Annotated in this window: 22 protein-coding genes and 1 tRNA gene; 13 read left to right on the forward strand and 10 right to left on the reverse strand. The window is 72.0% G+C overall.

Annotated features, from left to right (window positions below):
• The first annotated feature begins 8 nt into the window (after positions 1 to 8).
• Both AB0E91_RS11710 and AB0E91_RS11715 read left to right on the forward strand, forming a co-directional pair.
• Positions 9 to 82, forward strand: a tRNA-Thr gene (locus AB0E91_RS11710).
• A 406-nt stretch (positions 83 to 488) separates the two neighbouring features.
• Positions 489 to 932 (forward strand): hypothetical protein, encoded by a 444-nt coding sequence (locus AB0E91_RS11715; protein ID WP_361778820.1) that lies wholly within the window; start codon positions 489 to 491, stop codon positions 930 to 932.
• A 132-nt stretch (positions 933 to 1,064) separates the two neighbouring features.
• Here the strand turns inward: AB0E91_RS11715 and AB0E91_RS11720 are convergent, their stop codons facing one another.
• Both AB0E91_RS11720 and AB0E91_RS11725 read right to left on the reverse strand, forming a co-directional pair.
• A complete protein-coding gene (locus tag AB0E91_RS11720; RefSeq protein ID WP_361778823.1) occupies positions 1,065 to 2,729 on the reverse strand; it encodes a bifunctional 3'-5' exonuclease/DNA polymerase in 1,665 nt (554 codons plus the stop codon).
• A gap of 71 nt (positions 2,730 to 2,800) precedes the next feature.
• Positions 2,801 to 3,601 carry a Clp protease N-terminal domain-containing protein gene (locus AB0E91_RS11725; protein WP_361778826.1) on the reverse strand — a complete coding sequence of 267 codons (801 nt, stop codon included), beginning with the start codon at positions 3,599 to 3,601 and terminating at the stop codon, positions 2,801 to 2,803.
• Positions 3,602 to 3,748: 147 nt separating this feature from the next.
• On the opposite strand from AB0E91_RS11725, the gene AB0E91_RS11730 reads away from it, so the two are divergent.
• Complete coding sequence (locus tag AB0E91_RS11730) at positions 3,749 to 4,864, forward strand: DUF2786 domain-containing protein (RefSeq protein ID WP_361778829.1); 1,116 nt, start codon at positions 3,749 to 3,751, stop codon at positions 4,862 to 4,864.
• Between the two features lie 85 nt (positions 4,865 to 4,949).
• Here AB0E91_RS11730 and AB0E91_RS11735 read toward each other — a convergent pair whose 3' ends face one another.
• Both AB0E91_RS11735 and AB0E91_RS11740 read right to left on the reverse strand, forming a co-directional pair.
• Positions 4,950 to 5,471: a DUF4232 domain-containing protein gene (locus AB0E91_RS11735; protein WP_361778832.1), complete on the reverse strand. Its 522-nt coding sequence runs from the start codon at positions 5,469 to 5,471 to the stop codon at positions 4,950 to 4,952.
• A gap of 208 nt (positions 5,472 to 5,679) precedes the next feature.
• A complete protein-coding gene (locus tag AB0E91_RS11740) occupies positions 5,680 to 6,228 on the reverse strand; it encodes a hypothetical protein (RefSeq protein ID WP_361778835.1) in 549 nt (182 codons plus the stop codon).
• A 382-nt stretch (positions 6,229 to 6,610) separates the two neighbouring features.
• On the opposite strand from AB0E91_RS11740, the gene AB0E91_RS11745 reads away from it, so the two are divergent.
• Entirely contained in the window at positions 6,611 to 6,880 is a 270-nt protein-coding gene (locus AB0E91_RS11745; RefSeq protein WP_343245628.1) for a DUF397 domain-containing protein, read from the forward strand.
• A gap of 66 nt (positions 6,881 to 6,946) precedes the next feature.
• Here AB0E91_RS11745 and AB0E91_RS11750 read toward each other — a convergent pair whose 3' ends face one another.
• Positions 6,947 to 7,450, reverse strand: a complete 504-nt coding sequence (locus tag AB0E91_RS11750; RefSeq protein WP_361778838.1) for an ATP-binding protein — start codon at positions 7,448 to 7,450, stop codon at positions 6,947 to 6,949.
• Positions 7,451 to 7,804: 354 nt separating this feature from the next.
• Here AB0E91_RS11750 and AB0E91_RS11755 point away from each other — a divergent pair, with 354 nt between their 5' ends.
• The 3 genes from AB0E91_RS11755 (at position 7,805) to AB0E91_RS11765 (ending at position 10,920) form a co-directional block, all read left to right on the forward strand.
• The gene (locus AB0E91_RS11755; protein ID WP_161179349.1) at positions 7,805 to 8,638 is read left to right on the forward strand and encodes a helix-turn-helix transcriptional regulator; all 834 of its coding nucleotides are present in this window, start codon (positions 7,805 to 7,807) and stop codon (positions 8,636 to 8,638) included.
• A gap of 115 nt (positions 8,639 to 8,753) precedes the next feature.
• Positions 8,754 to 10,214 carry an aldehyde dehydrogenase family protein gene (locus AB0E91_RS11760; RefSeq protein WP_361778841.1) on the forward strand — a complete coding sequence of 487 codons (1,461 nt, stop codon included), beginning with the start codon at positions 8,754 to 8,756 and terminating at the stop codon, positions 10,212 to 10,214.
• A gap of 151 nt (positions 10,215 to 10,365) precedes the next feature.
• Positions 10,366 to 10,920: a DinB family protein gene (locus AB0E91_RS11765; RefSeq protein ID WP_361778844.1), complete on the forward strand. Its 555-nt coding sequence runs from the start codon at positions 10,366 to 10,368 to the stop codon at positions 10,918 to 10,920.
• A 55-nt stretch (positions 10,921 to 10,975) separates the two neighbouring features.
• Here AB0E91_RS11765 and AB0E91_RS11770 read toward each other — a convergent pair whose 3' ends face one another.
• Both AB0E91_RS11770 and AB0E91_RS11775 read right to left on the reverse strand, forming a co-directional pair.
• Complete coding sequence (locus tag AB0E91_RS11770) at positions 10,976 to 12,382, reverse strand: glutamate decarboxylase (RefSeq protein WP_361778847.1); 1,407 nt, start codon at positions 12,380 to 12,382, stop codon at positions 10,976 to 10,978.
• Between the two features lie 23 nt (positions 12,383 to 12,405).
• Positions 12,406 to 13,689, reverse strand: a complete 1,284-nt coding sequence (locus tag AB0E91_RS11775) for an ion channel protein (RefSeq protein ID WP_361778850.1) — start codon at positions 13,687 to 13,689, stop codon at positions 12,406 to 12,408.
• Positions 13,690 to 13,810: 121 nt separating this feature from the next.
• On the opposite strand from AB0E91_RS11775, the gene AB0E91_RS11780 reads away from it, so the two are divergent.
• Entirely contained in the window at positions 13,811 to 14,572 is a 762-nt protein-coding gene (locus tag AB0E91_RS11780; protein ID WP_361778853.1) for a MerR family transcriptional regulator, read from the forward strand.
• A 16-nt stretch (positions 14,573 to 14,588) separates the two neighbouring features.
• Here AB0E91_RS11780 and AB0E91_RS11785 read toward each other — a convergent pair whose 3' ends face one another.
• A complete protein-coding gene (locus AB0E91_RS11785; RefSeq protein WP_361778856.1) occupies positions 14,589 to 14,954 on the reverse strand; it encodes a YbjQ family protein in 366 nt (121 codons plus the stop codon).
• A 141-nt stretch (positions 14,955 to 15,095) separates the two neighbouring features.
• Here AB0E91_RS11785 and AB0E91_RS11790 point away from each other — a divergent pair, with 141 nt between their 5' ends.
• The gene (locus AB0E91_RS11790) at positions 15,096 to 16,121 is read left to right on the forward strand and encodes a VTT domain-containing protein (protein WP_361778859.1); all 1,026 of its coding nucleotides are present in this window, start codon (positions 15,096 to 15,098) and stop codon (positions 16,119 to 16,121) included.
• 27 nt (positions 16,122 to 16,148) lie between these two features.
• Here AB0E91_RS11790 and AB0E91_RS11795 read toward each other — a convergent pair whose 3' ends face one another.
• The gene (locus AB0E91_RS11795; protein ID WP_361778862.1) at positions 16,149 to 17,801 is read right to left on the reverse strand and encodes a threonine/serine exporter family protein; all 1,653 of its coding nucleotides are present in this window, start codon (positions 17,799 to 17,801) and stop codon (positions 16,149 to 16,151) included.
• 120 nt (positions 17,802 to 17,921) lie between these two features.
• The gene (locus tag AB0E91_RS11800) at positions 17,922 to 18,413 is read right to left on the reverse strand and encodes an inorganic diphosphatase (RefSeq protein WP_361113208.1); all 492 of its coding nucleotides are present in this window, start codon (positions 18,411 to 18,413) and stop codon (positions 17,922 to 17,924) included.
• 124 nt (positions 18,414 to 18,537) lie between these two features.
• On the opposite strand from AB0E91_RS11800, the gene dacB reads away from it, so the two are divergent.
• From dacB to hpt, 4 genes are all read left to right on the forward strand, one after another.
• Positions 18,538 to 20,097: a D-alanyl-D-alanine carboxypeptidase/D-alanyl-D-alanine-endopeptidase gene (gene dacB / locus AB0E91_RS11805; RefSeq protein WP_361778865.1), complete on the forward strand. Its 1,560-nt coding sequence runs from the start codon at positions 18,538 to 18,540 to the stop codon at positions 20,095 to 20,097.
• An 853-nt stretch (positions 20,098 to 20,950) separates the two neighbouring features.
• Positions 20,951 to 22,051: a zinc-dependent metalloprotease gene (locus AB0E91_RS11810; RefSeq protein WP_361779083.1), complete on the forward strand. Its 1,101-nt coding sequence runs from the start codon at positions 20,951 to 20,953 to the stop codon at positions 22,049 to 22,051.
• 203 nt (positions 22,052 to 22,254) lie between these two features.
• Positions 22,255 to 23,322: a tRNA lysidine(34) synthetase TilS gene (gene tilS, locus AB0E91_RS11815; protein ID WP_361113028.1), complete on the forward strand. Its 1,068-nt coding sequence runs from the start codon at positions 22,255 to 22,257 to the stop codon at positions 23,320 to 23,322.
• A gap of 99 nt (positions 23,323 to 23,421) precedes the next feature.
• Positions 23,422 to 23,982, forward strand: a complete 561-nt coding sequence (gene hpt / locus AB0E91_RS11820) for a hypoxanthine phosphoribosyltransferase (RefSeq protein WP_161181598.1) — start codon at positions 23,422 to 23,424, stop codon at positions 23,980 to 23,982.
• Positions 23,983 to 24,064: the final 82 nt, after the last annotated feature.

The raw sequence follows: 24,064 nt of genomic DNA on the forward strand, positions 1-24,064 counted from the left end.
CGCAGCACGCCGCTTTAGCTCAGATGGCCAGAGCAACGCACTCGTAATGCGTAGGTCTCGGGTTCGAATCCCGAAAGCGGCTCACCCTGGAACCCCGGGTCGGATGCACTCCGACCCGGGGTTTCTTCGTTCAGCGGATGCGGCGCCGTCGCCCGGCCGGGCCGTGCGGGTGCCGAGGGTCCCGGCTCCGGCTGTGTCATTCGAGCCCCACTCCAAGGTTTGGGTGTGTTTCAGTCAACGTGAAGTCAAAGGTGATCCGCTCGGGATAATGCGAGTGCTAAGCGTGCACTCATCGTGAAATAGCACGCCGCTTCAGAAGCTCGGGTGACCCGTTTCCCGGAACCTCAAATTCACCTCAGAATCTCGTGGATTTTGATTGTCCTCGCAGGGAATCCTTGACAGAGGTCACCGCTGCACTGGTAGAAATTCCCTGCGACTTGAGCCGATGTGACCAGGCTCTGGGATGACCGCAAACAAAAGGGGAAACCGTGGTAAGCAAATGGACGAGTCGAATCGCGGCCGCTCTGGCCGCCCCCGTTATCGCGATTGGCTTCAGCGGTGCGGCCTCGGCTTCCGACCATTCCGTAACGCTGACCAATTCGAAGGTCAACTGTCCTGGGTCCATCGGCGGGCCGCACGACGTCGCGTATCTCTACTTCGTCGACAGCAGCGACACCTTCCGTCTCTGGGACTCGTGCGCTGACGGACACGGCGTCCGGTCCCAGATCCAAGGGGCCGACATCATCGATGGCTCCTGGGTCACCATGAAGCCCGGAACGCATTACGTGGGTGGAGACGGCGTCTCCACCCAGTTCAATATCCCGGGCGGCGTGCCCCTCGGGTCCGCATTTCGCATGCGGGTGTGCACGGTCGACGGAGCGAGCGACCCGACGCCGGTCGCGTGCTCGGGCTGGAAGAGCCTGGCCGGCTGAGAAGGAAAACTCACAGTTTCAGGGGGAACAGGTCGAAGCTCCGTTGAGGCGACAGGGCGGCAAGCCCATTCGCGAACAACGGGGCTTCGGCTCTCTTCAGGAATTCTCCGCAGGGATATTTTTCAGGCCCGCTCATTTCGCGTCCGCGTAGCACTCCACCACCGCCGTCGTGAACGAGAAGCGGACCGGGGTGTCTCCGAAGGTGAGCCGGGCCGCGAGGGCCGAGGCGTCGTGGATGGCCTGGATCACCTGGTCCGTTTCCTCCGCCGGGCAGTGGACGATCACTTCGTCGTGCTGGAAGAAGACCAGTTCGGCGGAGAGGGCGGCGCAGGTTCGACGGAGGGCGGCCAGGAGGAGAAGGGTCCAGTCGGCCGCGCTGCCCTGGACGACGAAGTTGCGGGTGAAGCGGCCCCGGGCGCGGGCGCCGCCGCCGTCCGGGGCGGGGGAGTCGTCCAGGGCCAGCGGGATGCCCGCTTCCTCCGCCGCGTCCGGGGTCGCGGTGGCGGGCGGGCAGGTGCGGCCGAGCCAGGTGCGGACCAGGCGGCCCTCCTCGCCCGCGCGGGCGGCCTCATCCACGTAGGCCACGGCCGCCGGAAAGCGGCGGCGCAGGGCGGCGAGGTTCTTCAGGCCGTCGCCCGAGGTCTGGCCGTACATCGCGCCGAGCACCGCGAGCTTGGCCTGTTCACGGTCGCCGGAGAAGGCGCGCTCGGACACGGACTGGTAGAGGTCGCTCTCACGGGAGGCCACCTCCATGAGGGCCGGGTCGCGGGAGATCGCCGCCAGGACGCGGGGTTCCATCTGGTCCGCGTCGGCCACCACCAGCCGCCAGCCCGGGTCGGCCACCGCCGCGCGCCGGATCACCTTGGGGATCTGCAGCGCGCCCCCGCCGTTCGTCACCCAGCGGCCGGTGACCGTGCCTCCGGCCTGGAACTCGGGCCGGAAGCGGCCGTCGTGCACCCAGTCGCGCAGCCAGGACCAGCCGTGCGCGACCCAGATGCGGTACAGCCGCTTGTACTCGAGGAGGGGTGCCACCGCCGGGTGGTCCACGGAGCGCAGCTCCCAGCGGCGGGTGGAGGTGACCTTGACGCCCGCCTTCGCGAACGCCTTGACCACCTCGGCGGGCAGGTCGGGGCGCACCCGGTGGCCGAATGCCGTCGAGATCTCGTCCGCCAGCTCCGCGAGCCGGCGCGGTTCGCCCCCGCCCGCGTACCGCTCGCCGAGCAGGCCGTGCAGCACCTCGCGGTGGACCTCGGCGCTCCAGGGCAGGCCCGCACGGTTCATCTCGGCGGCCACCAGCATCCCGGCCGACTCGGCCGTGGTCAGCAGGCGCATCCGGTCGGGGTGGGCGGTGCGGTCGTGTCTTCGGTGCTGGTCGGCGTAGACCTCCAGGAGGTCCTGGAGCGGCATGCGCGCGGCCGCCGGTTCGAAGAGGGGCGACTGCGAGCCCCGGTCCGCCGGGCGCTGCGGCGGGTCGGGCGGCACGGGGCCGCCCCGGAGGCGGGCCAGGGCGGCGGCGGCCGAGCGCGGCTCGCCGTACCGGCCCTCGTGGCCCAGCAGGAGTGTCTCGGCGTCCTCGATGTCGTAGCACCGCTCGACTCGCACCCCCGTGGCGAGCAGTCGCGGGTAGACCTCGGCGGTCGACCGCCACACCCAGCGCGTCACCTCCGGGCGGCTCCGCACCGCCTCCGCGAGATCGCTCTCGCGACGCACCGGACCGGCGGGCAGCCCGTCCGGACCGAGGGGGGCGACGTCCACGCCACCGTCCTCGGCCGGAGCGAGCGCCCACCGGTCGGCCATGTACGTGAGTGTGTCAGGGGGGTCTGACAACCGGGTCGACCTGCGGATTCAGGGCAGGTGCGGGACCGGGATCAGCCCCGCGCCGCGTCTCCCGCCGCGTCCCCCTCCACGTCGTCCGGATGCACCGGCGGCGCCCCGGCCGCCCCCTGCTTCCGCTGCTCCAGGAGCGCCGCGAGCACCCCGTTCACGTACCGCTCGCTCGCGTCCTTGGTGATGCCGAGCCCGCTGAGGACGCCCGTGCCGTTCTCGTGCTCCAGCAGGGCGAGCAGGATGTGCTCGGTGCCGATGTAGTTGTGGCCGAGGCGGAGTGCCTCGCGGAAGGTCAGCTCCAGGACCTTCTTGGCGTCGGGGCCGTAGGGGACGAGGTCGGGGACGTCATCGGCTTCCGGGGGGAGCGCGGCGGTCGCGGCCTGGCGTACGGCGTCCAGCGGGACGCCCTGCTCGGCGATCGCCTTCGCGGCCAGACCCTCGGGCTCGGCCAGCAGGCCGAGGACCAGGTGCTCGGGGCGGCCCTCCGCGTTGCGGGCCGCGACGGACTCGTTGTGCGCGGCCATGACCACCGCCCGCGCGCGCGGGGTGTAGCGGCTGAAGCCCTGGCTCGGGTCGAGGTCCGCCGACTCCTTCGCGACGAACCGCTTCTGTGCCGCCTGCCGGGTCACGCCCATGCTCTTGCCGATGTCGGTCCAGGACGCGCCCGAGCGGCGGGCCTGGTCGACGAAGTGGCCGATGAGGTGGTCGGCCACGTCTCCGAGGTGATCGGCGGCGATCACCGCGTCCTGGAGCTGGTCGAGGGGTTCGGGGTGCACCTTCTTGATGGCCGCGATGAGGTCGTCGAGGCGCACGGATGACGTGATGTTGGGGTTGGTCGCCATGTGTCAACCGTAAGTTGACACTCTTTCACTGTCAACCGGTGGTTGACAGTGTTCGGGGGTGCGGGACTCCTCGGGCGGGGCGCGCTTGTCCACAGGTTGTGGACAAGTTTTGGCGGGTTGTCGGTCCGTCGTGGCACGATCGACGGCGTGACCAGCACTGCCAGCACCGTCGAGCGCGCTTTCCGGGCCGCCCTCTACGACGACACCGACTCCGGCCTCGACACCGGCGCGTCCCTGCTCGCCGCCGACCCCGCCGCCGACGCGGAACTCGGCCGGCGCGGCGCGGAGTTCGTCGCCACGGCCTGGCGGCGCGGCTGGCAGCCGGCCGACGTCGTACGACTCGTACGGCGCGAGCTGGACGACCTCCACATACGGCTCGCGGCCACGCTGATCCGGGCCCAGGCGGCCGACGACCGGGCGCGCGGGCACCGCTGGGCCGCGCAGCTGGACGCCCTCCGCGAGCAAGTGGCCGAGCCCGGGCGCGGAAGCGACCGGTTCTCGCACGCCACCGCCGTCCTGGAGCTGTACCGCCTGCTGCTGCGGCTGCCCGCCCTGGAGCCGCTGGAGGAACCCCGCCGGGCCACGAGCCCGGAGGCGTCCCGCACCCTCGGCCGTATCCGCGCGCTGCTCGCCAAGGCCGAGGCCACCACCTACCCGGAGGAGGCGGAGGCCCTGACCGCCAAGGCGCAGGAGCTGACGGCCCGGTACAGCGTGGACGAGGCGCTGCTCGCCGCCGCCGCACCCGCGCCGGACGCGCCCGGCGCCTGCCGCATAGGGGTCGAGCCGCCGTACGAGCAGGCCAAGGCCGTGCTGCTGGACGCGGTCGCCCGCGCCAACCGCTGCCGCGCGGTGTGGAACGAACCGCTCGCCTTCTCCACCGTCGTCGGTTTCGAGGCGGACCTGGAGGCGGTCGAGCTGCTGTACACCTCACTGCTGGTGCAGGCCACGCACGCGATGGCGAAGGCCGAGGCGGCGCAGCGGGCGGGCGGACGCAAGCGGACCAAGACCTTCCGCCAGTCGTTCCTCGCGGCCTACGCCCATCGCGTCGGCGACCGGCTCGCGGCGGCCGCCGAGACCCAGGTCACCCAGGACCTGCTGCCGGTGCTGGCCACCCGGGACATAGCCGTCACCGACCGGATGGAGCGCATGTTCCCGGAGACCACCACGACCCGGCTGCGCGGCGTCAGCGACGAGGCCGGGTGGACGGAGGGCGCCCGCGCGGCGGACGAGGCCCAGGTACGGGCCCGGCGCCGACTGGACTGACGGACGGCGGACCGACCGAGGGCGGACCAACGGCGGTTCAACGGCGGACCGAGGCCCACCGAGGAGCGGCGGGCCGTGCGGATTCTCAGTCGCCGGCCTGCTGGAAGGCGCTGACGGACGCGTCCGGGGTGGACTTGCCCGCCTTCGCCGCGACCGTGCCGTACTTCCACGGGAAGCTCTGCGGCTCGCCGCCGCCCGGCAGCGTGATCTCCATGGTGGCCGCCTTCGCGCCCTTCGCGTCCGCGCCGCGCACGTAGTCGATGGTGAAGGTGGCCGAGTCGCCCTTGGCGAGCTTCAGCTTCTGCGCCGTCGCGCCCTCCTGGACGGGCAGCTTCTCCGTGCGGCCGTCCTGGTGGAGGGTCACGCCGGGGAAGTGGTCCAGGGTGCAGGGCGCGCTCTGGTTGGTGATGCTCACCGGCACCTGGCCGCTGTCCCCGGTGGCGGGCGCGACGCTCGCGGAGCCGACCTGCAGCGAGACCGAGCCGGCCGCGCACGACGTGCCGGCCTTGCTCTCGGCGCCGCTCGCCCCGCTTGTGCCGCCGTTGTCGCAGGCGGTCAGGGCGAGAGCGGCGGCGAGGGCGGTGAGGGTGAGCGGAATGACGCGCATGAACTGGTCCCATCGAGGGTCGTGACGGTATCCCCGCATCATCGCCCCTGTGCGCGCCGCCCGAGCACGCGCCCCGGCGGATTCACCGCTTCAGGCAGGATTCCGGGCGGCGCCGGGCGCGGGGCGTCCGGACCACGTATGGACTGCCCCGGCTGTCCCGACGCCGAGGGAATCTCCCGGCCATCCGCGCGCCGAGGGGCTCTCCCGGCTATCCCAGCGCCGAGGGCAGCCCCGAAGGAAGCGTCCCGCCCTCCGCCTTCGTGTACGTCTCCTTCCCCGGCCCCCCGGACCAGGTGATCTTCAGCGCGTCCTTCGTCGCCGAGTCGACCATCCCCGTGCTCCGGTGGCCGGAGTCGCCCTTGCAGGTGAGGTGGATCATCCGCATGCCCGACTCCTCGCCCGCCGTGCCGCTGCACACCGCGCCGCCGGTTGCGAAGAGCCCCGCCTGCCTGCCGGTGATCACCAGGGCCACGACCTTGCCGCCGCTGGTCGTGATCCAGCTGCCCTGGAGCTCCGCGACACCCCCCTTGGCGGCGTCCCCGGCGTCCCCGATGCCGCCGGTCTCCGCCCCGGTCGGGGAGCCGGATGCCGAGGGCGCCGCGCTCGCCGTGGGGGAGCTGTCCGAGGAGTCGTCCCCGCCGCCCCCGCCGCACCCGGTCAGCACCAGCACGCCGATCACCCCGGCCGCCGCAGCGCCGATCCGCACCCGCGCCGTACCCGTTCCCCTGCCGCTCGCCGTAGCCGTAGCCCCAGTCACGTCACGCTCCCAAGCCGTAGCGGGTCGCCCGGGGCGGGAGCCCGCGGACCGCGCAGCAAGTTACCAGCCGTTACCCCTGAGCAGGCGGCCGGAATCGGTCGCTCGGACGGGGAACAGGAACGGCCCCGCGCGCGTCTCTTCCTGGTGCGTGAACAGGGCGGCATGTGCCGTCGTATCCCGGGCAGGCGGGGAAGGGCTTCGGTAAAGCGGTCGTCAAAGCTGTAATCGCGGGAACACCCCGCGTGCACGTGCATCTGCTCATTCATCTGCATGTGAACAGGGTTATGATCCGGGTCGGTTGACCGCAGCATCTACTGACCACAGCACCAATGACCACGGCCTTTGCGGCCTCATCGGACAGTGCACCACCGGGGAGCGACCTGTGGACCACTACGTTGACAGCGTGTACGGGGGGTACGACGTGTACAACGGCATGGCTGCCACGCAGCTGGTCGGCGTGGCCTGGCAGAAGAGCAGGCACAGCAACTCCCAGGGCTCCTGCGTGGAGTTCGCGCGGCTGCCCGGCGGCGAGGTGGCCGTCCGCAACTCCCGCTTCCCGGACGGCCCCGCGCTCGTCTATACGCGTGCCGAGATCGAGGCCATGCTCCTCGGCATCAAGGACGGCGAGTTCGACCACCTGATCGCGAGCTGACAACCCGCCCGTGCGGTACGGGCGTTGGCAACGATGTCGGGAGACAGTGAGCGCCCTGGGCGCGGCTCAGTCCGCCGGCTCCGTCGGCGGCAGCAGGAACAGCGCCCACACCATCTTGCCGCTCGGCGCGCCCGCCAGCGGATGCCAGCCCCAGCCGTCCGCGAAGGAATCCACGAGGAACAGCCCCCGGCCCGACTCGGCGGAGAAGTCGTCGGACTCGCGGGGCACCGGAGTGCCGTGGCTGGGATCGCGCACCGCGCACACCAGCCGTCCCGTCCAGTGCATCAGATGCAGCCGCACCGGGGAGGAGCCGGGGCCCGTGTCGCCGTCCGCACCCGCGTCCGCGGTCTCGCCGGGCAGGGCGTGCCGCAGCGCGTTGGTGACGAGTTCGGAGACGACGAGCGCGATGTCCTCGGAGCGCTCGCCCACGTCCCAGCGCTCCAGGGTGGCCCGGGTGAAGCGCCGGGCCTCGCGCACCGCTTCGTAGCGGGCGGGCAGCGCGCAGGAGGCGGCCTCGGAGACGGCGGTGGGGTCCAGTGGCGGAAGGCCCTGCCGTAACGGCTTGAGCATGGTCGATCCATTCGTTCCCATGCGAGGCACTCCCGGGAATTCGCGGTCGTTGCGATGCAGCGGTGGCGCGGCCCCATGGTTTCGGATGCGCACAGCAGATGCAAGGGCAGATGCACGTGCACGCGGCCGAATTGCGCCCGCGCGTACCGCTTCTTGGCCATTTTTTCCGCCATCTTGGCACCAACTTCGGTCCAGGACCGTGACCCTGGCATAGGAGAAACGGTTGACCTCTTTCCGTTTCTGTAACCGGACGAGTACTGCTCGAAGTGTTTTAGTGGCAGACTGCGGCATCTGAAGACGGTTGGGGAGGCTGGCGAAGTGAGCGCGGGAGAGCCCGGATCGGTGGTGCGGCGGATGCTGCTCGGCTCGCAACTCAGGCGGCTGCGTGAGGCGCGGGGCATCACGCGCGAGGCGGCGGGGTACTCGATCCGCGCCTCCGAGTCCAAGATCAGTCGGATGGAGCTCGGCCGCGTGAGCTTCAAGACCAGGGACGTCGAAGACCTGTTGACGCTCTACGGCGTCGACGCGGAGGCGGAGCGCGAGTCGCTGCTCTCCCTCGCCCGGGAGGCCAACGTGGCGGGCTGGTGGCACAGTTACACCGACGTCCTGCCCAGCTGGTTCCCCACCTACGTCGGCCTGGAGGGCGCCGCCCACCTCATCAGGGTCTACGAGGTCCAGTTCGTGCACGGCCTGCTCCAGACCGAGGAGTACGCGCGCGCGGTGGTCCGGCGCGGCATGAAGGGCGCGAGCACCGCCGACGTGGAGCGCCGGGTCGCGCTGCGCCTGGAGCGGCAGAAGCATCTGCTGGCCGACGACCCGGAGGGCGCCCCCGAGTTCCACATCGTCCTGGACGAGGCCGCGCTGCGCCGTCCGTACGGCGACCGCGAGGTGATGCGCGGCCAGCTCAGGCACCTGATCGAGGTCTCCGAGCGGCCCAACGTGCGGCTCCAGGTCATGCCCTTCGGCCTCGGCGGGCACTCCGGGGAGAGCGGCGCCTTCACCCTGCTCAGCTTCCCCGAGTCCGACCTGTCCGACGTGGTCTACGTCGAGCAGCTGACCAGTGCGCTCTATCTCGACAAGCGCGAGGACGTCATCCAGTACGAGCAGGCGCTCAAGGAGCTCCAGCAGGACAGCCCGGGACCGGCGGAGAGCCGTGACATCCTCCGGGGCATCCTTCAACTCACCTGACGCAAAGCGGTTGTTGAGGGGTCCGCGTGTCCCCGGGCCCCTTGGCGCGTCAGTACGATTGCCTGTGATCGGAACCCGGCGTGGCAGTGTCGTCCGCTAGCGAGTGAGGGATCACATGGCGTCCAATTTCAAGGAACTGGCCCAGCAGTACATCGACGGTGAATGGCGTACGGGGAGCGGTTCCTGGGACGTCATCGACTTCAACCCCTACGACGACGAGAAGCTGGCCGCGATCACCGTCGCCACCGTCGAGGAGGTCGACGACGCCTACCGTGCCGCCGAGCGCGCGCAGAAGAAGTGGGCCGCCACCAACGCCTATGCCCGCCGTGCGGTGTTCGAGCGGGCGCTCGCGCTGATCGAGGAGCGCGAGGAGGAGATCGCCGAGCTGATCGTCGCGGAACTCGGCGGCACCCGGGTGAAGGCGGGCTTCGAGCTGCACCTCGCCAAGGAGTTCCTGCGCGAGTCGATCCACCTGGCGCTGCGCCCCGAGGGCAAGATCCTGCCCTCCCCGGCCGACGGCAAGGAGAACCGCGTCTACCGGGTGCCGGTGGGCGTCGTGGGCGTGATCAGCCCGTTCAACTTCCCCTTCCTGCTGTCGATCAAGTCGGTCGCCCCGGCCCTCGCGCTCGGCAACGGCGTCGTCCTCAAGCCACACCAGAACACCCCGGTCACGGGCGGCACGCTGATCGCGAAGCTCTTCGAGGACGCGGGGCTGCCCGGCGGCCTGCTCAACGTCGTCGTCACCGACATCGCGGAGATCGGGGACGCCTTCATCGAGCACCCGGTGCCCCGGGTCATCTCCTTCACCGGCTCCGACAAGACCGGCCGCCACGTGGCGACCGTCTGCGCCGCCCACTTCAAGCGCGCGGTGCTCGAACTCGGCGGCAACAGCGCCCTGGTGGTCCTGGACGACGCCGACCTCGACTACGCGGTCGACGCGGCGGTCTTCAGCCGGTTCGTGCACCAGGGCCAGGTGTGCATGGCGGCCAACCGGGTGCTCGTGGACCGCTCGGTGGCCGACGAGTTCACCGAGAAGTTCGTCGCCAAGGTCCGCTCGCTGCCGGTGGGCGACCCGCGCGACCCCGGCACCGTCATCGGCCCGGTCATCAACTCCGCCCAGGCCAAAGCCCTTTCTGGGGTCGTCGAGCAGGCCGTCGCCGAGGGCGGCACCGCCCTGGTGCGCGGCACCGTCGAGGGCAACCTGGTCGCGCCCAGCGTGCTCACCGGCCTGCCCGAGAGCTCGCCCCTGCTGCGCCAGGAGGTCTTCGGCCCCGTCGTCTTCCTGGTGCCGTTCGACGGCGAGGAGGAGGCGGTACGGATCGTCAACGACACGCCGTACGGGCTCAGCGGCGCAGTCCACACCGGGGACGTCGAGCGCGGCGTGGCCTTCGCGCTGCGGATCGACACCGGCATGTTCCACGTGAACGACGGCACCGTGCACGACGAGCCGCTGGTGCCGTTCGGCGGCGAGAAGCACTCGGGCATCGGCCGGCTGAACGGCGAGACGACCGTGGAGGCGTTCACCACCACCAAGTGGATCTCGGTCCAGCACGGGCGCAGCGGCTTCCCCTTCTGAGTCCGCCGGCTCCCTCCGGCCCATACGACACGGCCGATACGACACGGCTGATACGACACCACGCGACGGACCATCGAGGACAGGATCCGACCTCGATGGTCCGTAGCGTCGTCCTTGTCAGGGCAACGGACCCGGAGAAGGGCGGACGGCCATGGTCACGCACGTACGAGCCGAGGCGCGGGGCGACGAGCGCGGGGCACTCCTCGCGTTCCTGGAGGAACAGCGCGGCGGCATCCGCCGGGCGGTGCTGGGCCTGACCGAGGAACAGGCCCGCTCCCGGCCCAGCGCGAGCGAGCTGTCGCTCGGCGGACTGCTCAAGCACGTCGTGGAGATGGAGCGGACCTGGATCGCCCGCGCCCGCCAGCAGCCGCCCGCGATCCACCGGGACGAGTCCAACTGGCACGAGTGCTTCCGGCTGGTGGGGGACGAGACGGTCGCCTCCCAGCTCGCCCTGTGGGAGGAGGCCGCCGCCGACACGGAGAAGCTGATCCGCTCCGCGCCGAGCCTGGACGACACCTTCCCGCTGCCCGAGGCCCCCTGGTTCCCGCCGGACGAGCGGGTCTCGCTGCGCTGGGTGTGTCTGCACCTGATCCGCGAGACGGCCCGGCACGCCGGCCACGCCGACGTCATCCGCGAGTCGCTCGACGGAAAGACGGCCTTCGAGCTGGTGGCGCTGGAGCGGCAGCGGAGCGAACAGACCGGGTGACCGCCGGACGGCACCCGGCCCGCGCCGCCCCGCCGTCAGTGGTGGAACCCCTCCGTCAGTGGTGGAACCCCGTCACCGCCCCCTTGTCCGCCGACGACGGCCGCTCCTGCCGCCGCAGCGCGGGCAGCACGCGGGCCAGGTCGGCCAGGAACAGGTCCGCCAGGTCGTGGGAGAAGCCGTTGCGGCAGACCACCCGCAGCACCGCCAGGTCCTCCCGGTCGGGCGGGAAGGTGTACGCCGGGACCAGCCAGCCGTGCTCGCGCATCCGCCGGGAGACGTCGAACACGTCGTACGACGTGACGTGGTCGGCGGTGGTGAACGCGAACGCGGGCAGCTGGTCGCCCCGGGTGAGGAGGCGGAAGTCGCCCAGCGCCTCGACGCGGTCGGCCAGATGGCGGGCCACGTCGCGGGTGGACTGCTGGACGGCGCGGTAACCCTCGCGGCCCAGGCGCAGGAACATGTAGTACTGCGCGACCACCTGCGCGCCGGGCCGGGAGAAGTTGAGGGCGAAGGTGGGCATCTCGCCGCCGAGGTAGTTCACCCGGAAGACCAGCTCCTCCGGCAGCGCCTCGGTGTCGCGCCACAGGGCCCAGCCGACGCCGGGGTAGACCAGGCCGTACTTGTGGCCCGAGGTGTTGATGGAGGCCACGCGCGGCAGACGGAAGTCCCAGACCAGGCCGGGGTCGAGGAAGGGGGCGATCATGCCGCCGGAGGCGCCGTCGACATGGACCGGGATGTCGAGTCCGGTGCGTTCCTGGAGGGCGTCGAGTTCGGCGCACAGCTCGGCTATCGGCTCGTAGGAGCCGTCGAAGGTGGAGCCGAGGATGCCCACGACCCCGATGGTGTTCTCGTCGCACAGCTCGGCCGCCTCGCGCGGGTCGAGGTGGAAGCGGTCGCCCCTCATGGGCACCGTGCGCGGCTCGACCTCCCAGAAGTCGCAGAACTTCTCCCAGCACACCTGGACGTTGACGCCCATCACGAGATTGGGCCGCGCCCCCGGGTAGCGGTCGGCGTTCTTCTTGGACCAGCGGCGCTTGAGCGCCATGCCCGCGAGCATCCCGGCCTCGCTGGAGCCGGTGGTCGAACAGCCCACGACCGCCGAGGGATCGGGCGCGTTCCACAGCTCGGCCAGCATCGCCACACAGCGCCGCTCCAGCTCGGCGGTGCGCGGGTACTCGTCCTTGTCGACCATGTTCTTGTCGGCGCACTCCGCCATCAGCACCCCGGCCTGCGGCTCCATCCAGGTGGTGACGAAGGTGGCGAGGTTCAGGCGCGCGTTGCCGTCGAGCATCAGCTCGTCGTGCACCAGCTGGTAGGCGGTGGTGGGCGGCAGCGGGGAGTCCGGCAGGCGGTGCGTGGGCGGCGCCTCGGTCATGCCGCTGACGGGGTTGGCCTCGCCGAAGAACGGGTTGACCGACACCTTCCGCTCGTCGCGTGTGCCGGAACCTTTGTGCAGAGCCATCGTCATGCCTCCATACGGGGGATTCAGCGGGCCGGGGTGCCGTCCGCCTGGAGCTGCATCTGCGGCCGCCCGGTCACCAGCAGCCAGGCCGGCAGCGAGGCGACGCACAGCAGGGCGAGGATGGCCGGCGAGGCCACCAGGACGGCGGCCGTGAACAGGCTCACCCAGCCCTGCCGGGTGATGGCCAGGAGCATTCCCAGCACGCCGGCGGCCACGCCGAGCGAGGGCTGCACCGCCGGGACGAGCGCGTGCGCGCACAGACCGAGCGCGGCTCCCACGAACACGGCCGGGAAGATCCGCCCGCCCCGGAAGCCGGACGACGCGGCGACGACCAGCGCGGCCACCTTCACCACCGCCAGCACGGCGTACTGCCCGGCCGTGCGGCCGTCCGGGTCACGGGCCAGCTCGCCGACCTCGGTCAGCCCCTTGAACAGCGTCAGATGACCGCCCGCCGCCGCGAGCCCGCCGAGCACCACACCGCCCGCCGGGAGCATCAGCATCGGGTGCCGCAGCCGCTGGAAGGCCCGGTGGACGTACGGGAAGGCGTACACGGCGCACAGGCCGAGCAGCGCCGCCGCCGAGGCCACCGCCATCGCGGCCGGTACGTCGGCCCAGCCGGGGCGGCCGAAGGGCGGCAGGCCGAGGTCGAAGCTCGGCTGGGCCACCAGGGTCGTCGTCATGGCGCCGAACGCCCCGGCGGTCAGCGGCGCGAAGAGGTTGTCCCAGAGCCGTCCGGGCAGCGGGCGCGTGGTCAGCGCCTCGGAGATGACCAGCGCGGCCGCCACCGGCGTACCGAACAGCGCGCCGATCGTGCCCGCCTCGGCGAGCGTCGGCCACAGCGCGCCGGGCAGCCTCGGCAGGAAGCGGCTGCCCAGCCACATGCTGAGGCCGACGTTCACGGCGATGATCGGGTTCTCCGGGCCGAGGCTCGGGCCGCCCGCCAGCATCAGCGCGGCCGCCACCACCAGGCCGGGCAGCACCACCGGGGGCAGCACGGGGGCGTCGAGGCCGACGGTGGCCGGGTCCGGTCCGGCATGACCGGGGGCCAGCCAGACCACGAGCCCCACCGCGATGCCCGTCGCGACCAGCATGACGAACATCCACGCCACCGAGTACCGGCCGATGCCCAGCGCGTCCGGCAGCGGCCCCCACAGCACGTGCTGGAGCCGCTCCGCCGCCGTGCTCACCCCGACGAAAATCAGGCTCGCGACCACCCCCACCAGCACGGCGGGCAGGATCAGCGGGAGCAGGGCACGCGCCGGGGCCGGGGAGGTCGGGCGCGGCTGCCGCGCGGTGTCCTGGGCCACGGGCACACCATAAGCGGATCAAGTGGACACAACATCCCGAACGGAAACGGGCTTGCACCTCACGCGGCGTGAGGCACGAGCGTGGTCCCCGGGCGGAGACGTACGACGACGGGAGCGGGACGTGGGGTACTCCGTGGGACAGGTCTCGGGGTTCGCCGGGGTCACGGTGCGGGCCCTGCACCACTGGGACGAGATCGGACTGCTGGTCCCCGGCGAGCGCACCCACGCGGGGCACCGGCGCTACACCGACGCCGACCTCGACCGGCTCCAGCGCATCCTCTTCTACCGGGAACTCGGCTTCCCCCTCGACGAGGTCGCCGTCCTGCTCGACGACCCCGACGCGGACCCGCGTACGCATCTGCGCCGGCAGCACGAGCTGCTCACCGCCCGGATCGAGAAGCTGCGGCAGATGGCCGCGGCCGTGGAACACGCCATGGAGGCACGCAGGATGGGCATCGACCTCACCCCGGAGGAACGTTTCGAGGTGTTCGGGGACAAGGACCCCGAGCAGTACGCCGAGGAGGCGGAACAGCGCTGGGGCGGCACCGAGGCGTACGCCGAGTCGCAGCGCCGCGCCGCCCGTTACACCAAGGACGACTGGAAGCGGATGCGAGCGGAGTCGGAGGACTGGAACCACCGTTACGCCGCCCTGGTGGCCGACGGCGTCCCGCCGTCCGACGCGGCGGCGATGGACCTGGCAGAGGAACATCGCAACCACATCGGCCACTGGTTCTACGACTGTCCGTACCCGATGCACCGCTGTCTGGGCGAGATGTATGTTGCCGACGACCGCTTCACCGCGTACTACGACGCCTTCGGCCCCGGTGTCGCCGCGCATCTGAACGCAGCCATCGCTGCCAACGCCGACCGGCACTCCGCCTAGCCGCACAGGTCCTGGCTCACTCCCGGGCCAGGACCACCGCCGTGCCGTAGGCGCACACCTCGGTACCGAGGTCGGCGGCCTCCGTGACGTCGAAGCGGAACGCCACGACCGCGTTGGCACCCCGCGAGCGTGCCTGCTCCACCAGCCGCTCCATGGCCTGGTTGCGGGTCTGGACCAGCGTCTTGGTGAGCCCCTTGAGCTCGCCGCCGATCATCGACTTCAGCCCGGCGCCGATCTGGCTGCCCAGATGCCGCGACCTGACGGTGAGGCCGAAGACCTCGCCGAGCACGCGCTCCACCCGGCGTCCGGGCACGTCGTTCGCCGTCACGACCAGTACGTCCGGCTCGGGCCCCTGGCCGCCGCCGTAGTCATCGAGTCCCATGACCCACAGCTTTGCCCCAGTCGCCCCACAGTGCATTCTGGGACCACCGGTGGAACCTGAGCCGGTCACGACGCGTTGATAGCTTTGTGCGGCCGCACATGACGCCACAGCCGCCCTCACCCCTCAGGAGCCCGGACCGTTATGACTCTCGCACTGGGCCCGAGCTGGCTCGACCCCGGAAACCTGCTCGACACGTACGGCATCTGGGGCCTGCTGCTCATCGTCTTCGCGGAGTCGGGTCTGCTCATCGGGTTCTTCCTGCCCGGTGACTCGCTGCTGTTCACCTGCGGTCTGCTGATCACCTCCGGGGACATGGACTTCTCGCTGTGGGGTGCCATCGCGCTGATCTGCCTCGCCGCGATCCTGGGCGACCAGGCGGGCTACATGTTCGGCAAGAAGGTCGGCCCGTCCCTCTTCAGCCGCCCGGACTCACGCCTGTTCAAGCAGGAGAACGTCCTCAAGGCGCACGAGTTCTTCGAGAAGCACGGCCCCAAGTCCCTGGTCCTGGCCCGCTTCGTGCCCGTGGTGCGCACGTTCACGCCGATCATCGCGGGCGTCAGCGGGATGAAGTACCGCTCCTTCCTGGTCTTCAACGTCATCGGCGGCGTCCTGTGGGGCGCGGGCGTGACGCTGCTGGGCTCCTGGCTCGGCAACATCCCGGTCGTCAAGAACAACATCGAGGCGATGCTCATCCTCATCGTCCTCATCTCGGTCGTCCCGATCATCATCGAGTTCCTGCGCGCCCGCTCCAAGGACAAGAAGGCCCGCGCCGAGGAGCCCGAGGGACCTGAGCAGGTCCAGGACGCGCGGCAGCAGCCGTACCCGCAGCCCCCGGCCATGGACGACGCCACCACCCAGCTGCGCCGCATCGAGCCCGAGCCGCACGAGCAGCCCTACGAGCAGCCCCGCCACCCGGAGCAGCAGTACTGGCCGCAGGAGTACGGCCAGCAGCCGCAGCAGCCCCAGCCCGCGTACGGCAACCAGCCCAACCATCCCTACGGCAACGGCGGTTACGACCACGGTCAGGGCGGTAACGGCCCCTACTACGGCCAGCCGCAGCAGCCGCAGCACCCCCAGCAGCAGCCGCAGTACGACGGCCAGGGCTATGGCGACCACCAGCAGCAGTACCCCTACGGCTACGACCAGGGCGGCCACCGCGCCCCCTGACCGGTGACGCGCGGCGGGCCGGGGGTCTCAGAAGCCCCGGGTCCGCTTCGCCGCCCGGCGCTTGCCCGCCGAGCCGACCCGCAGGAACAGCCGGAACAGCTCCGAGCCGAGGTTGACCCCGATCGCGATGGCCATGGCGAGCGAGACCGCCTTGGCCAGCGACACGAGTCCCTTGTCGATCTCGTTCTGCGCGATGGACAGCAGCCCGAAGTAGGTCGCCGAACCGGGCAGCAGCGGACCGATCGCCGCCGTCGTGAACGGCAGCGCGGACGCGAACTGATAGCGCGACATCAGCTGGCCGAACAGCCCCACCAGGCCCGCCGCCACGGCCGTCGACGCCACCGGCGAGAAGCCGCCGGTGATGTGCATCGCGCCGTACACCGACCAGGCCACACCGCCGTTGAGCGTCACCCACAGGACCGTCGCGCGCTCCTGCTGGAGCAGGACCGCGAAGGTCAGCGAGAGCACCATGGAGGCCGCGATCTGCAGCAGCGGCCGCTGCGAGATGTGCAGCGCCGTGTCCGGGTTCAGCCGGCCGCCGATCTGCACGCCGAAGTACAGGACCGTCAGCACGCCGATGACGATGCCGACGAAGAAGTACATGACCTCGAGGAGGCGGGCGGCCGCGGTGATGTAGAAGCCCGTCAGACCGTCCTGCACGCCCGCCACGAGCGCCCGCCCGGGCAGCAGCGCGAACAGTCCACCGGTGACCACCGCCGACGCCTTCAGGTCCACGTGCGCCAGCGCGAACGCCACACCGATCGCGGCGGGCGGCATCGCGGCCACCGTGAACTGGTAGAACTCCGGCAGCCCGCGCCCCGCGCACAGCCACGCCAGCCGGTCGCCGAGCATCGCGCCGACCGCCGCCGCGACGAACACGATGACGTCACCGCCGACCAGCACGGAGGCCGCGCCCGCGAGCAGACCGCTCGCCAGGGTCAGTGCCCAGCCGGGGTAGGGGTGCCGGTTGCGCCGTATCTCCGCGAGACGGCCGTACGCCTCCTCCAGGGAGACGTGCGCCTCGGCGTCCGTCAGGTCGTCCACCAGGCGGAACACGGCCGCGAGCCGGGTGTAGTCGGTGCCGCGCCTGCGGACCGTGCGCGAGGCGGTGACCGGGTCCTCGACCAGGGACGGCTGGTAGGAGATCGACAGCAGCGTGAAGGTGACGGTCGGCTCGCAGCGGTCGAGGCCGTAGGAGCGGCACACCGCGAACATCGCGGCCTCCACGTCCTCGGCGCCCTCGCCGCCCGCGAGCAGCAACTCGCCGATGCGCAGGGTCAGGTCGAGCACGCGCGGGACCGCCGGGCCGCCCTCCTCGGCGCGCGCCATCGGCTCCAGCGCGGGGCGGTCGGCCACCGGCATCCGGAGCATGGTGCGCATCCGGTCCTGCCACGGGGCGTCCGTGATCAGGGTGAGCATCGGGACGCCGGTCGCCGGGGTGAAGGCGGGCGGGGCGTGCTTCGCGCTGTAGGTGTGCGGCGTGTTGAACGCCGAGCCCTCCGGCTCCGGCGCGGGCGTCTGCGGGGTCTCCAGGCCCTTCGGGAGCGAGAACTCCGAGGTCGTCTCGGACTCGCTGCCCTTGGCTACGTCGAGCCCCTCCGGAATGGCGAACTCGGACGTGATCTCCGGGTCGTACCGCGCCTCGTCCGACCGGGGCTTGCGGTCCTCCGCCTCCGACACCTCACACCGCTTCCTGAACGACGCATTCCGTTAGGTTCAGTATGCGCATGATCACGCGAGCGGGCCGCGTCGCCCCCTGCCGGGGTGACGCGGCCCGCTCGTGAGAAAAGACAGCCGGGGTCAGTGGCCGCCCTGCTCCTTCAGGCGCTTGTACGACCGCTCGATCTCGGCCTCGGCCTCCGTGCGGCCCACCCAGTTGGCGCCCTCGACCGACTTGCCGGGCTCCAGGTCCTTGTAGACCTCGAAGAAGTGCTGGATCTCCAGGCGGTCGAACTCCGACACGTGGTGGATGTCGCGCAGGTGCTCCACCCGCGGGTCGGTCGCCGGGACGCACAGCAGCTTGTCGTCGCCGCCGGCCTCGTCCGTCATCCGGAACATGCCGATCGCGCGGCACTTGATGAGGCAGCCCGGGAAGGTGGGCTCGTCCAGGATGACCAGCGCGTCCAGCGGGTCACCGTCCTCGCCGAGAGTGTTCTCGACGAAGCCGTAGTCGGTCGGGTAAGCGGTCGAGGTGAAGAGGCGACGGTCCAGGCGGATCCGACCGGTCTCGTGGTCCACCTCGTACTTGTTCCGCGAACCCTTCGGGATCTCGATCGTGACGTCGAACTCCACCGGTGGCTCCTCCATGATCAGGACATAGTTCTGGTGGTTAAGTGTCCCTCACGCAGGAGTGTGATCGCGAAAGGGGCTGGTGGTCGTGCCGGAGCTGAGACCTTGGCGAGCCGTAGGACCGCAGGTGGCACGGCTCGCGAACACGCTGCGGGCCCCTCTGGCGCGCGCCACGGCGGCCGTACGACCGCGGCTCGCGCGGTTGACGGACGCCGTACGGACCGCGGCACCCCGGCAGGGCCGGACGCCGCACGCCCGGACCCTGCGGTACACCGCGGGCGCCGCCACCGCGGGACTCGCGCTGGCCGCCGGAGCGGTGGCCCTCGCCGGTCCCTGGGACGCCACCGGCCAGCGTACGGCCGAGCGGGACCGGGCCGTCGCCCTGGAGCTGCCGGGTGGCGCAGATCACGGCGGTACGGCCGTCTCCGCGGGCGGTCCGAAGCCCGCGCCGAGCGCCCCGCCCGTGCTGAGGGCGCTGGGCGGCGCCGCGACGGCCGCCCGGACCGACCAGGACCCCGCGAAGGGCGGCAAGCCGCTCGCGGAGGTCCTGGACCCCCTCCTGGACGCCCCGGCGCTCTCCGCCGGGCACGCGGCGGCCGTAGTCGACCTGAGCACCGGCGAGCGGCTCTACGGCGCCGACAGCGACAAGTCCCTCACGCCCGCCTCCACCACGAAGATCGCCACCGCCGTGGCCGTACTCTCCGCGCTCGGCCCCGACCACCGCCTCACCACCCGCACCGCGCTCGAACCCGACACCCGGGAACTGGTCCTGGTCGGCGGCGGCGACCCCACCCTCACCGCGCACAAGACGCCCGGCGAGTGGGCGAGCCTGCGCACCCTGGCCCGGGACACCGCCGTCGCCCTGGGCAAGCGCGGCATCCACAAGATCACGCTCTCCTACGACACGACGCTCTTCTCCGGGCCCGCCCTGCACCCCATCGGCGTCAACGACAACCTCGCCCCCGTCACCGCGCTCACCGCCGACGAGGGCCGCACCGACGGCTCCGACCACGGCCCCGTGACCCGGGTGGCCGACCCGGCGGCCGAGGCGGCCCATGCCTTCGCCGGGTTCCTGAAGGACGCCGGGATCACCGCGACCCCGCCCGGCCCCTCCAAGGCCACCGGGCGCGCGCAGACCCTCGCCACCGTCGCCTCGCCGCCGCTGTCCGACCTGGTCGAGCGGATGCTCACCAACAGCGACAACGACATCGCCGAGGCCCTGGCCCGCCAGACCGCCCTCGCCTCCGGGCGTCCGGGCAGCTTCGCGGGCGGCGCACAGGCCATCGCCGCCCGGCTGACCAAGCTCGGGCTGCCCATGAAGGGCGCCGCCTTCCACGACGGCAGCGGCCTCAACCGCGACGACCGCCTGACGGCCGACCTCCTGACCTCGCTCCTGGCCAAGGCCGCCGACCCGGCCCGCCCCGGCCTGCGCCCCGTCCTCACCGGCCTCCCCGTCGGCGGCTTCACCGGCACCCTCGCCGAGCGCTACACCGACGGCGCCGCCGGAGTGGTCCGCGCCAAGACCGGCACCCTCACCGGCGTCAACACCCTCGCCGGCACCGTCGTGGACGCGCGCGGCCGCCTCCTCTCCTTCGCCTTCCTCGCCTCCGACACCACCAACCCGGAAGCGGCCCAGTCCGCCCTGGACCGGACGGCTTCGGCCCTGTCGGCCTGCGGCTGCGGGTAGCGCTCCGCGCGGACGGGGGCGGCCTGGGCCGCAGTGCCGACGGCGGCCCCCACTCGGTGGGTCAGGTCGTCAGGTCGAGCGGGGCTTTTGGACGGGACGCCGGTCGAGGGGCGACGGGTGCCGGTCGGCGGCTCCGGGCTGTGGGCATGGGGGCGGTGCCGGTGCGGCCTGGGCGGGGCTCCGTGGCCGACGGGGACGGTCGGTCGCCGACAGACGCGGTCTCCTGGCCCGGCACCGGGCCTTGGGCCGGGCAGCGTGCTTACCGGCCCTGGCCGACCCTGTGGCGGTGGCCTGCCCCGTCGGCCTGTGAACGCGCCGAGCGGGCCCGGTGACCAAGCCCGGTCGCCGCCTGCCGTCCGGACCGGGTTGCCGGGCAGCGGGTCCTCCCGAGCAGGGCGCTCCCGAAGCGGCGGTCGGTCCCGGCGGCCCGCAGGCGTGCGGAGCGGGTGGCGGCGGCTCCTCGCTGTGCCGACGTCGGGTGCCACGGGCTCCGGGCAGCCCACTGGCCCAGGCCCCGCCCGGAGCAGGGGTCGCGCCTCACGGACCTTTGCCGCGACCGGCGTTGCCCGCTACCCACACTGCCCCCGCCGCGCCCGGCTCGGGCGGTGATCCTGCTACCGGCCCGCCGGGTACGGACCCGTACCGGCCCGCCGCCCTGCTCACCGGCCCCCGCCCACCGCCCGCTCCGCCCACCGCGCGCCCCCGCGCCAAGGTGCCCCAGGACGCGCGCCCCGCGCACCTGCCCCGGCACCCCCACGCACCCCGCGAAGAGCCCCCGTACAGCCTGCCCGGAGGGCCCCCGCTCACGTACCGTTGACGCATGACGAGCTTCGGTGGGACCGCATCTTCCGGGATGGTCGACTGGAACCTCGCGGTGGCGACCGCGACTCGGCTCGTGCGGCCCGGGCCGGAGGTGAGCCGGGACGAGGCGCGGGCCGTGGTCGCGGAGTTGCGGCGGCACGCGAAGGCCTCGGAGGCGCATGTCCGGGGCTTCACTCGTATGGGGACCGAGAACGTGCACGACACTCCGGTGCTCGTGGTCGACCGGCCCGGCTGGGTACGGGCCAACGTCGCCGGGTTCCGGGAGATCCTGCGGCCCCTGCTGGAGAAGATGCAGGAGCGGCGGGGCGGCAACCCGGGCAACGCCGTACTCGGCGCCGTCGGCGGCAAGGTGACCGGTGTCGAGCTGGGGATGCTGCTGTCGTTCCTGTCCTCGCGCGTCCTCGGGCAGTACGAGACCTTCGCCCCCGCCACCACCGACCTGCCCGCGTCCGGCGCCCCCGGCGGGGGCCGGCTGCTGCTCGTCGCGCCGAACATCGTCCACGTCGAGCGCGAACTCGACGTGGAGCCCCACGACTTCAGGCTGTGGGTGTGCCTGCACGAGGAGACCCACCGCACCCAGTTCACGGCGGTGCCCTGGCTCCGCGACCACCTGGAGGGCGAGATCCAGTCCTTCCTCGCGGAGACCGACGTCGACCCGGTGACCTTCCTCGAACGCGTCCGCGACGCCGCCCAGTCCCTCGCGGGCGGCCGCCCCGAGGGCGAGGAGGACGACGGCGGCCGCTCCCTGGTGGACCTCGTCCAGACCCCCGCCCAGCGCGAGATCCTCGCCCGCCTCACCGCCGTGATGTCCCTCCTGGAGGGCCACGCCGACTTCGTCATGGACGGCGTCGGCCCCGACGTCGTGCCGTCCGTCGCCGAGATCCGCGAGAAGTTCCAGCAGCGCCGCGCCAAGGGCGCCTCCCACCTCGACCTCGCCCTGCGCAAACTCCTCGGCCTGGACGCCAAGCTGCGCCAGTACCGCGACGGCGAACGCTTCGTACGCGCCGTCGTCGGCGAGGTCGGCATGGACGGCTTCAACCGCGTGTGGACCTCGCCCAACACGCTGCCCACCAAGGCCGAGATCGCCAAACCGGCCGACTGGGTCGCCCGCGTGCACGGCAGGACCGCCTAGCAGGCCGCGCACACCACCATGAACTCCCTCGAACGGACGGCAGGACGACGGCAGGCGGACGCCGTTCGTATCACCCGTCCGAGGGACCGTCAGCCATGCGTAGGCGTGCGATGCTCGGGGAAGGGCCCGCTTCTGTCACCATCGACGCACTCTGAGTGACCGAACCCGGGCTCACTCCCGAAACTCCATGAAGGGAACCGGACATGGGGCCCCACCCCGCGGTCGCGGCGATACGCCTGGCGGTCCGCCGCGTACTGCACGACGTCATCACCGAACACAGCCGCCGCCCCGAGGCGGCCACCGCCCTCGCGCCGGCCGGCCGGACCGCCCGCGAAACGGGCCCGCCCGCCGACCCGGCCGCCCCCCTCGTGCTCGTCGCCTGCTCCGGCGGCGCCGACTCCATGGCCCTCGCCTCCGCCCTCGCCTTCGAGGCCCCCCGCCTCGGCGTGCGCGCCGGCGGCGTCACCGTGGACCACGGACTCCAGGAGGGCTCCGGGCTGCGCGCCGACGAGGTCGTCCTGCGCCTGCGCGAGCTGGGCCTCGATCCCGTCGAGTCCGTCGCCGTCTCCGTCGGCCGCGAGGGCGGGCCCGAGGCCGCCGCCCGCGACGCCCGGTACGCCGCGCTGGACGCCGTCGCCGAACGCCACGGCGCCGCCGCCGTCCTGCTCGGCCACACCCGCGACGACCAGGCCGAGACCGTCCTGCTCGGCCTCGCCCGCGGCTCCGGCATCCGCTCCCTGTCCGGGATGGCCGCGGTCTCGGGGGCCGGCGGCCGTTACCGGCGTCCCTTCCTCCAGCTCGACCGGCAGACCGCCCGCAAGGCCTGCCTGGTCCAGTCGCTGCCGGTCTGGGACGACCCGCACAACACCGACCCGGCCTACACCCGCTCTCGGCTGCGCCACGAGGGCCTGCCCGCCCTGGAGAAGGCGCTCGGCAAGGGCGTCGTCGAAGCCCTCGCCCGCACCGCCCAGCTCTCCCGCGACGACGCCGACGCCCTCGACGCCTGGGCCGGGCAGGCCGAGTCCTCCGTGCGCGACGCGGCGGGCCGTCTGGAGTGCGCCAAGCTCTACGCGCTGCCCCCCGCCGTGCGCCGCCGGGTGCTGCGCCGGGCGGCCATCGAGGCGGGCGCTCCGGCCGGTTCCCTCTTCGCCCGGCACATCGAGGAAGTCGACCGTCTGATCACCGGATGGCGCGGTCAGGGGGCCATCAACCTGCCCGGCAAGGTAGTCGCCCAGCGTCAGGGTGGCAGACTGGTGATTCGGCAAGGCTGAAGGTCCGGCCCCGGGGAGCGATCCTCCGACGGGCCGGCGCCACCGGCCGCCGGCGGCGCCGCCGACAGTGCGGCCGTAAGTGCGGGACGACCGAAAGTGATGCGGGTGGACGCGAAAGACATGGGTGCGGACCTCAAGTCGGTGCTCATCACCAAGGAAGAGATCGACGCGAAGCTGGCGGAGCTGGCCGCGAAGGTCGACGCGGAGTACGCGGGCAAGGACCTGCTCATCGTCGGTGTCCTCAAGGGCGCGGTGATGGTGATGGCGGACCTCGCCCGGGCGCTGTCCACCCCCGTCACCATGGACTGGATGGCCGTGTCCTCCTACGGAGCGGGCACCCAGTCCTCCGGTGTGGTCCGCATCCTCAAGGACCTCGACACCGACATCAAGGGCCGTCACGTCCTGATCGTCGAGGACATCATCGACTCCGGCCTGACCCTGTCCTGGCTGATCTCGAACCTCGGCTCGCGCGAGCCCGCCTCCCTCAAGGTGTGCACGCTGCTGCGCAAGCCCGAGGCGGCCAAGGTCGCGATCGACGTCGAGTGGGTCGGCTTCGACATCCCCAACGAGTTCGTCGTGGGCTACGGCCTCGACTACGCCGAGAAGTACCGCAACCTGCCGTTCGTCGGTACGCTCGCGCCCCACGTCTACGGCGGCTGATCCGAGCGGATCAGCTCGGCCGGAGATCGGGAACCCCGGCGGGCCTCGCGCCGTTGGAGCAAGGAGAGGCGGACCACAGTCC

The organism is Streptomyces sp. NPDC026659 (genome assembly GCF_040638245.1).
GTDB lineage: Bacteria > Actinomycetota > Actinomycetes > Streptomycetales > Streptomycetaceae > Streptomyces.

Coding starts and splice junctions, on each gene's coding strand:
- tilS (WP_361113028.1), top strand. CDS start 22,255: ATGGGGCCCCACCCCGCGGTCGCGGCGATACGCCTGGCGGTCCGCCGC.
- hpt (WP_161181598.1), top strand. CDS start 23,422: ATGCGGGTGGACGCGAAAGACATGGGTGCGGACCTCAAGTCGGTGCTC.
- AB0E91_RS11760 (WP_361778841.1), top strand. CDS start 8,754: ATGGCGTCCAATTTCAAGGAACTGGCCCAGCAGTACATCGACGGTGAA.
- AB0E91_RS11790 (WP_361778859.1), top strand. CDS start 15,096: ATGACTCTCGCACTGGGCCCGAGCTGGCTCGACCCCGGAAACCTGCTC.
- AB0E91_RS11810 (WP_361779083.1), top strand. CDS start 20,951: ATGGTCGACTGGAACCTCGCGGTGGCGACCGCGACTCGGCTCGTGCGG.
- AB0E91_RS11755 (WP_161179349.1), top strand. CDS start 7,805: ATGCTGCTCGGCTCGCAACTCAGGCGGCTGCGTGAGGCGCGGGGCATC.
- AB0E91_RS11750 (WP_361778838.1), bottom strand. CDS start 7,450: ATGCTCAAGCCGTTACGGCAGGGCCTTCCGCCACTGGACCCCACCGCC.
- AB0E91_RS11720 (WP_361778823.1), bottom strand. CDS start 2,729: ATGGCCGACCGGTGGGCGCTCGCTCCGGCCGAGGACGGTGGCGTGGAC.
- AB0E91_RS11735 (WP_361778832.1), bottom strand. CDS start 5,471: ATGCGCGTCATTCCGCTCACCCTCACCGCCCTCGCCGCCGCTCTCGCC.
- AB0E91_RS11770 (WP_361778847.1), bottom strand. CDS start 12,382: ATGGCTCTGCACAAAGGTTCCGGCACACGCGACGAGCGGAAGGTGTCG.
- AB0E91_RS11765 (WP_361778844.1), top strand. CDS start 10,366: ATGGTCACGCACGTACGAGCCGAGGCGCGGGGCGACGAGCGCGGGGCA.
- AB0E91_RS11785 (WP_361778856.1), bottom strand. CDS start 14,954: ATGGGACTCGATGACTACGGCGGCGGCCAGGGGCCCGAGCCGGACGTA.
- AB0E91_RS11725 (WP_361778826.1), bottom strand. CDS start 3,601: ATGGCGACCAACCCCAACATCACGTCATCCGTGCGCCTCGACGACCTC.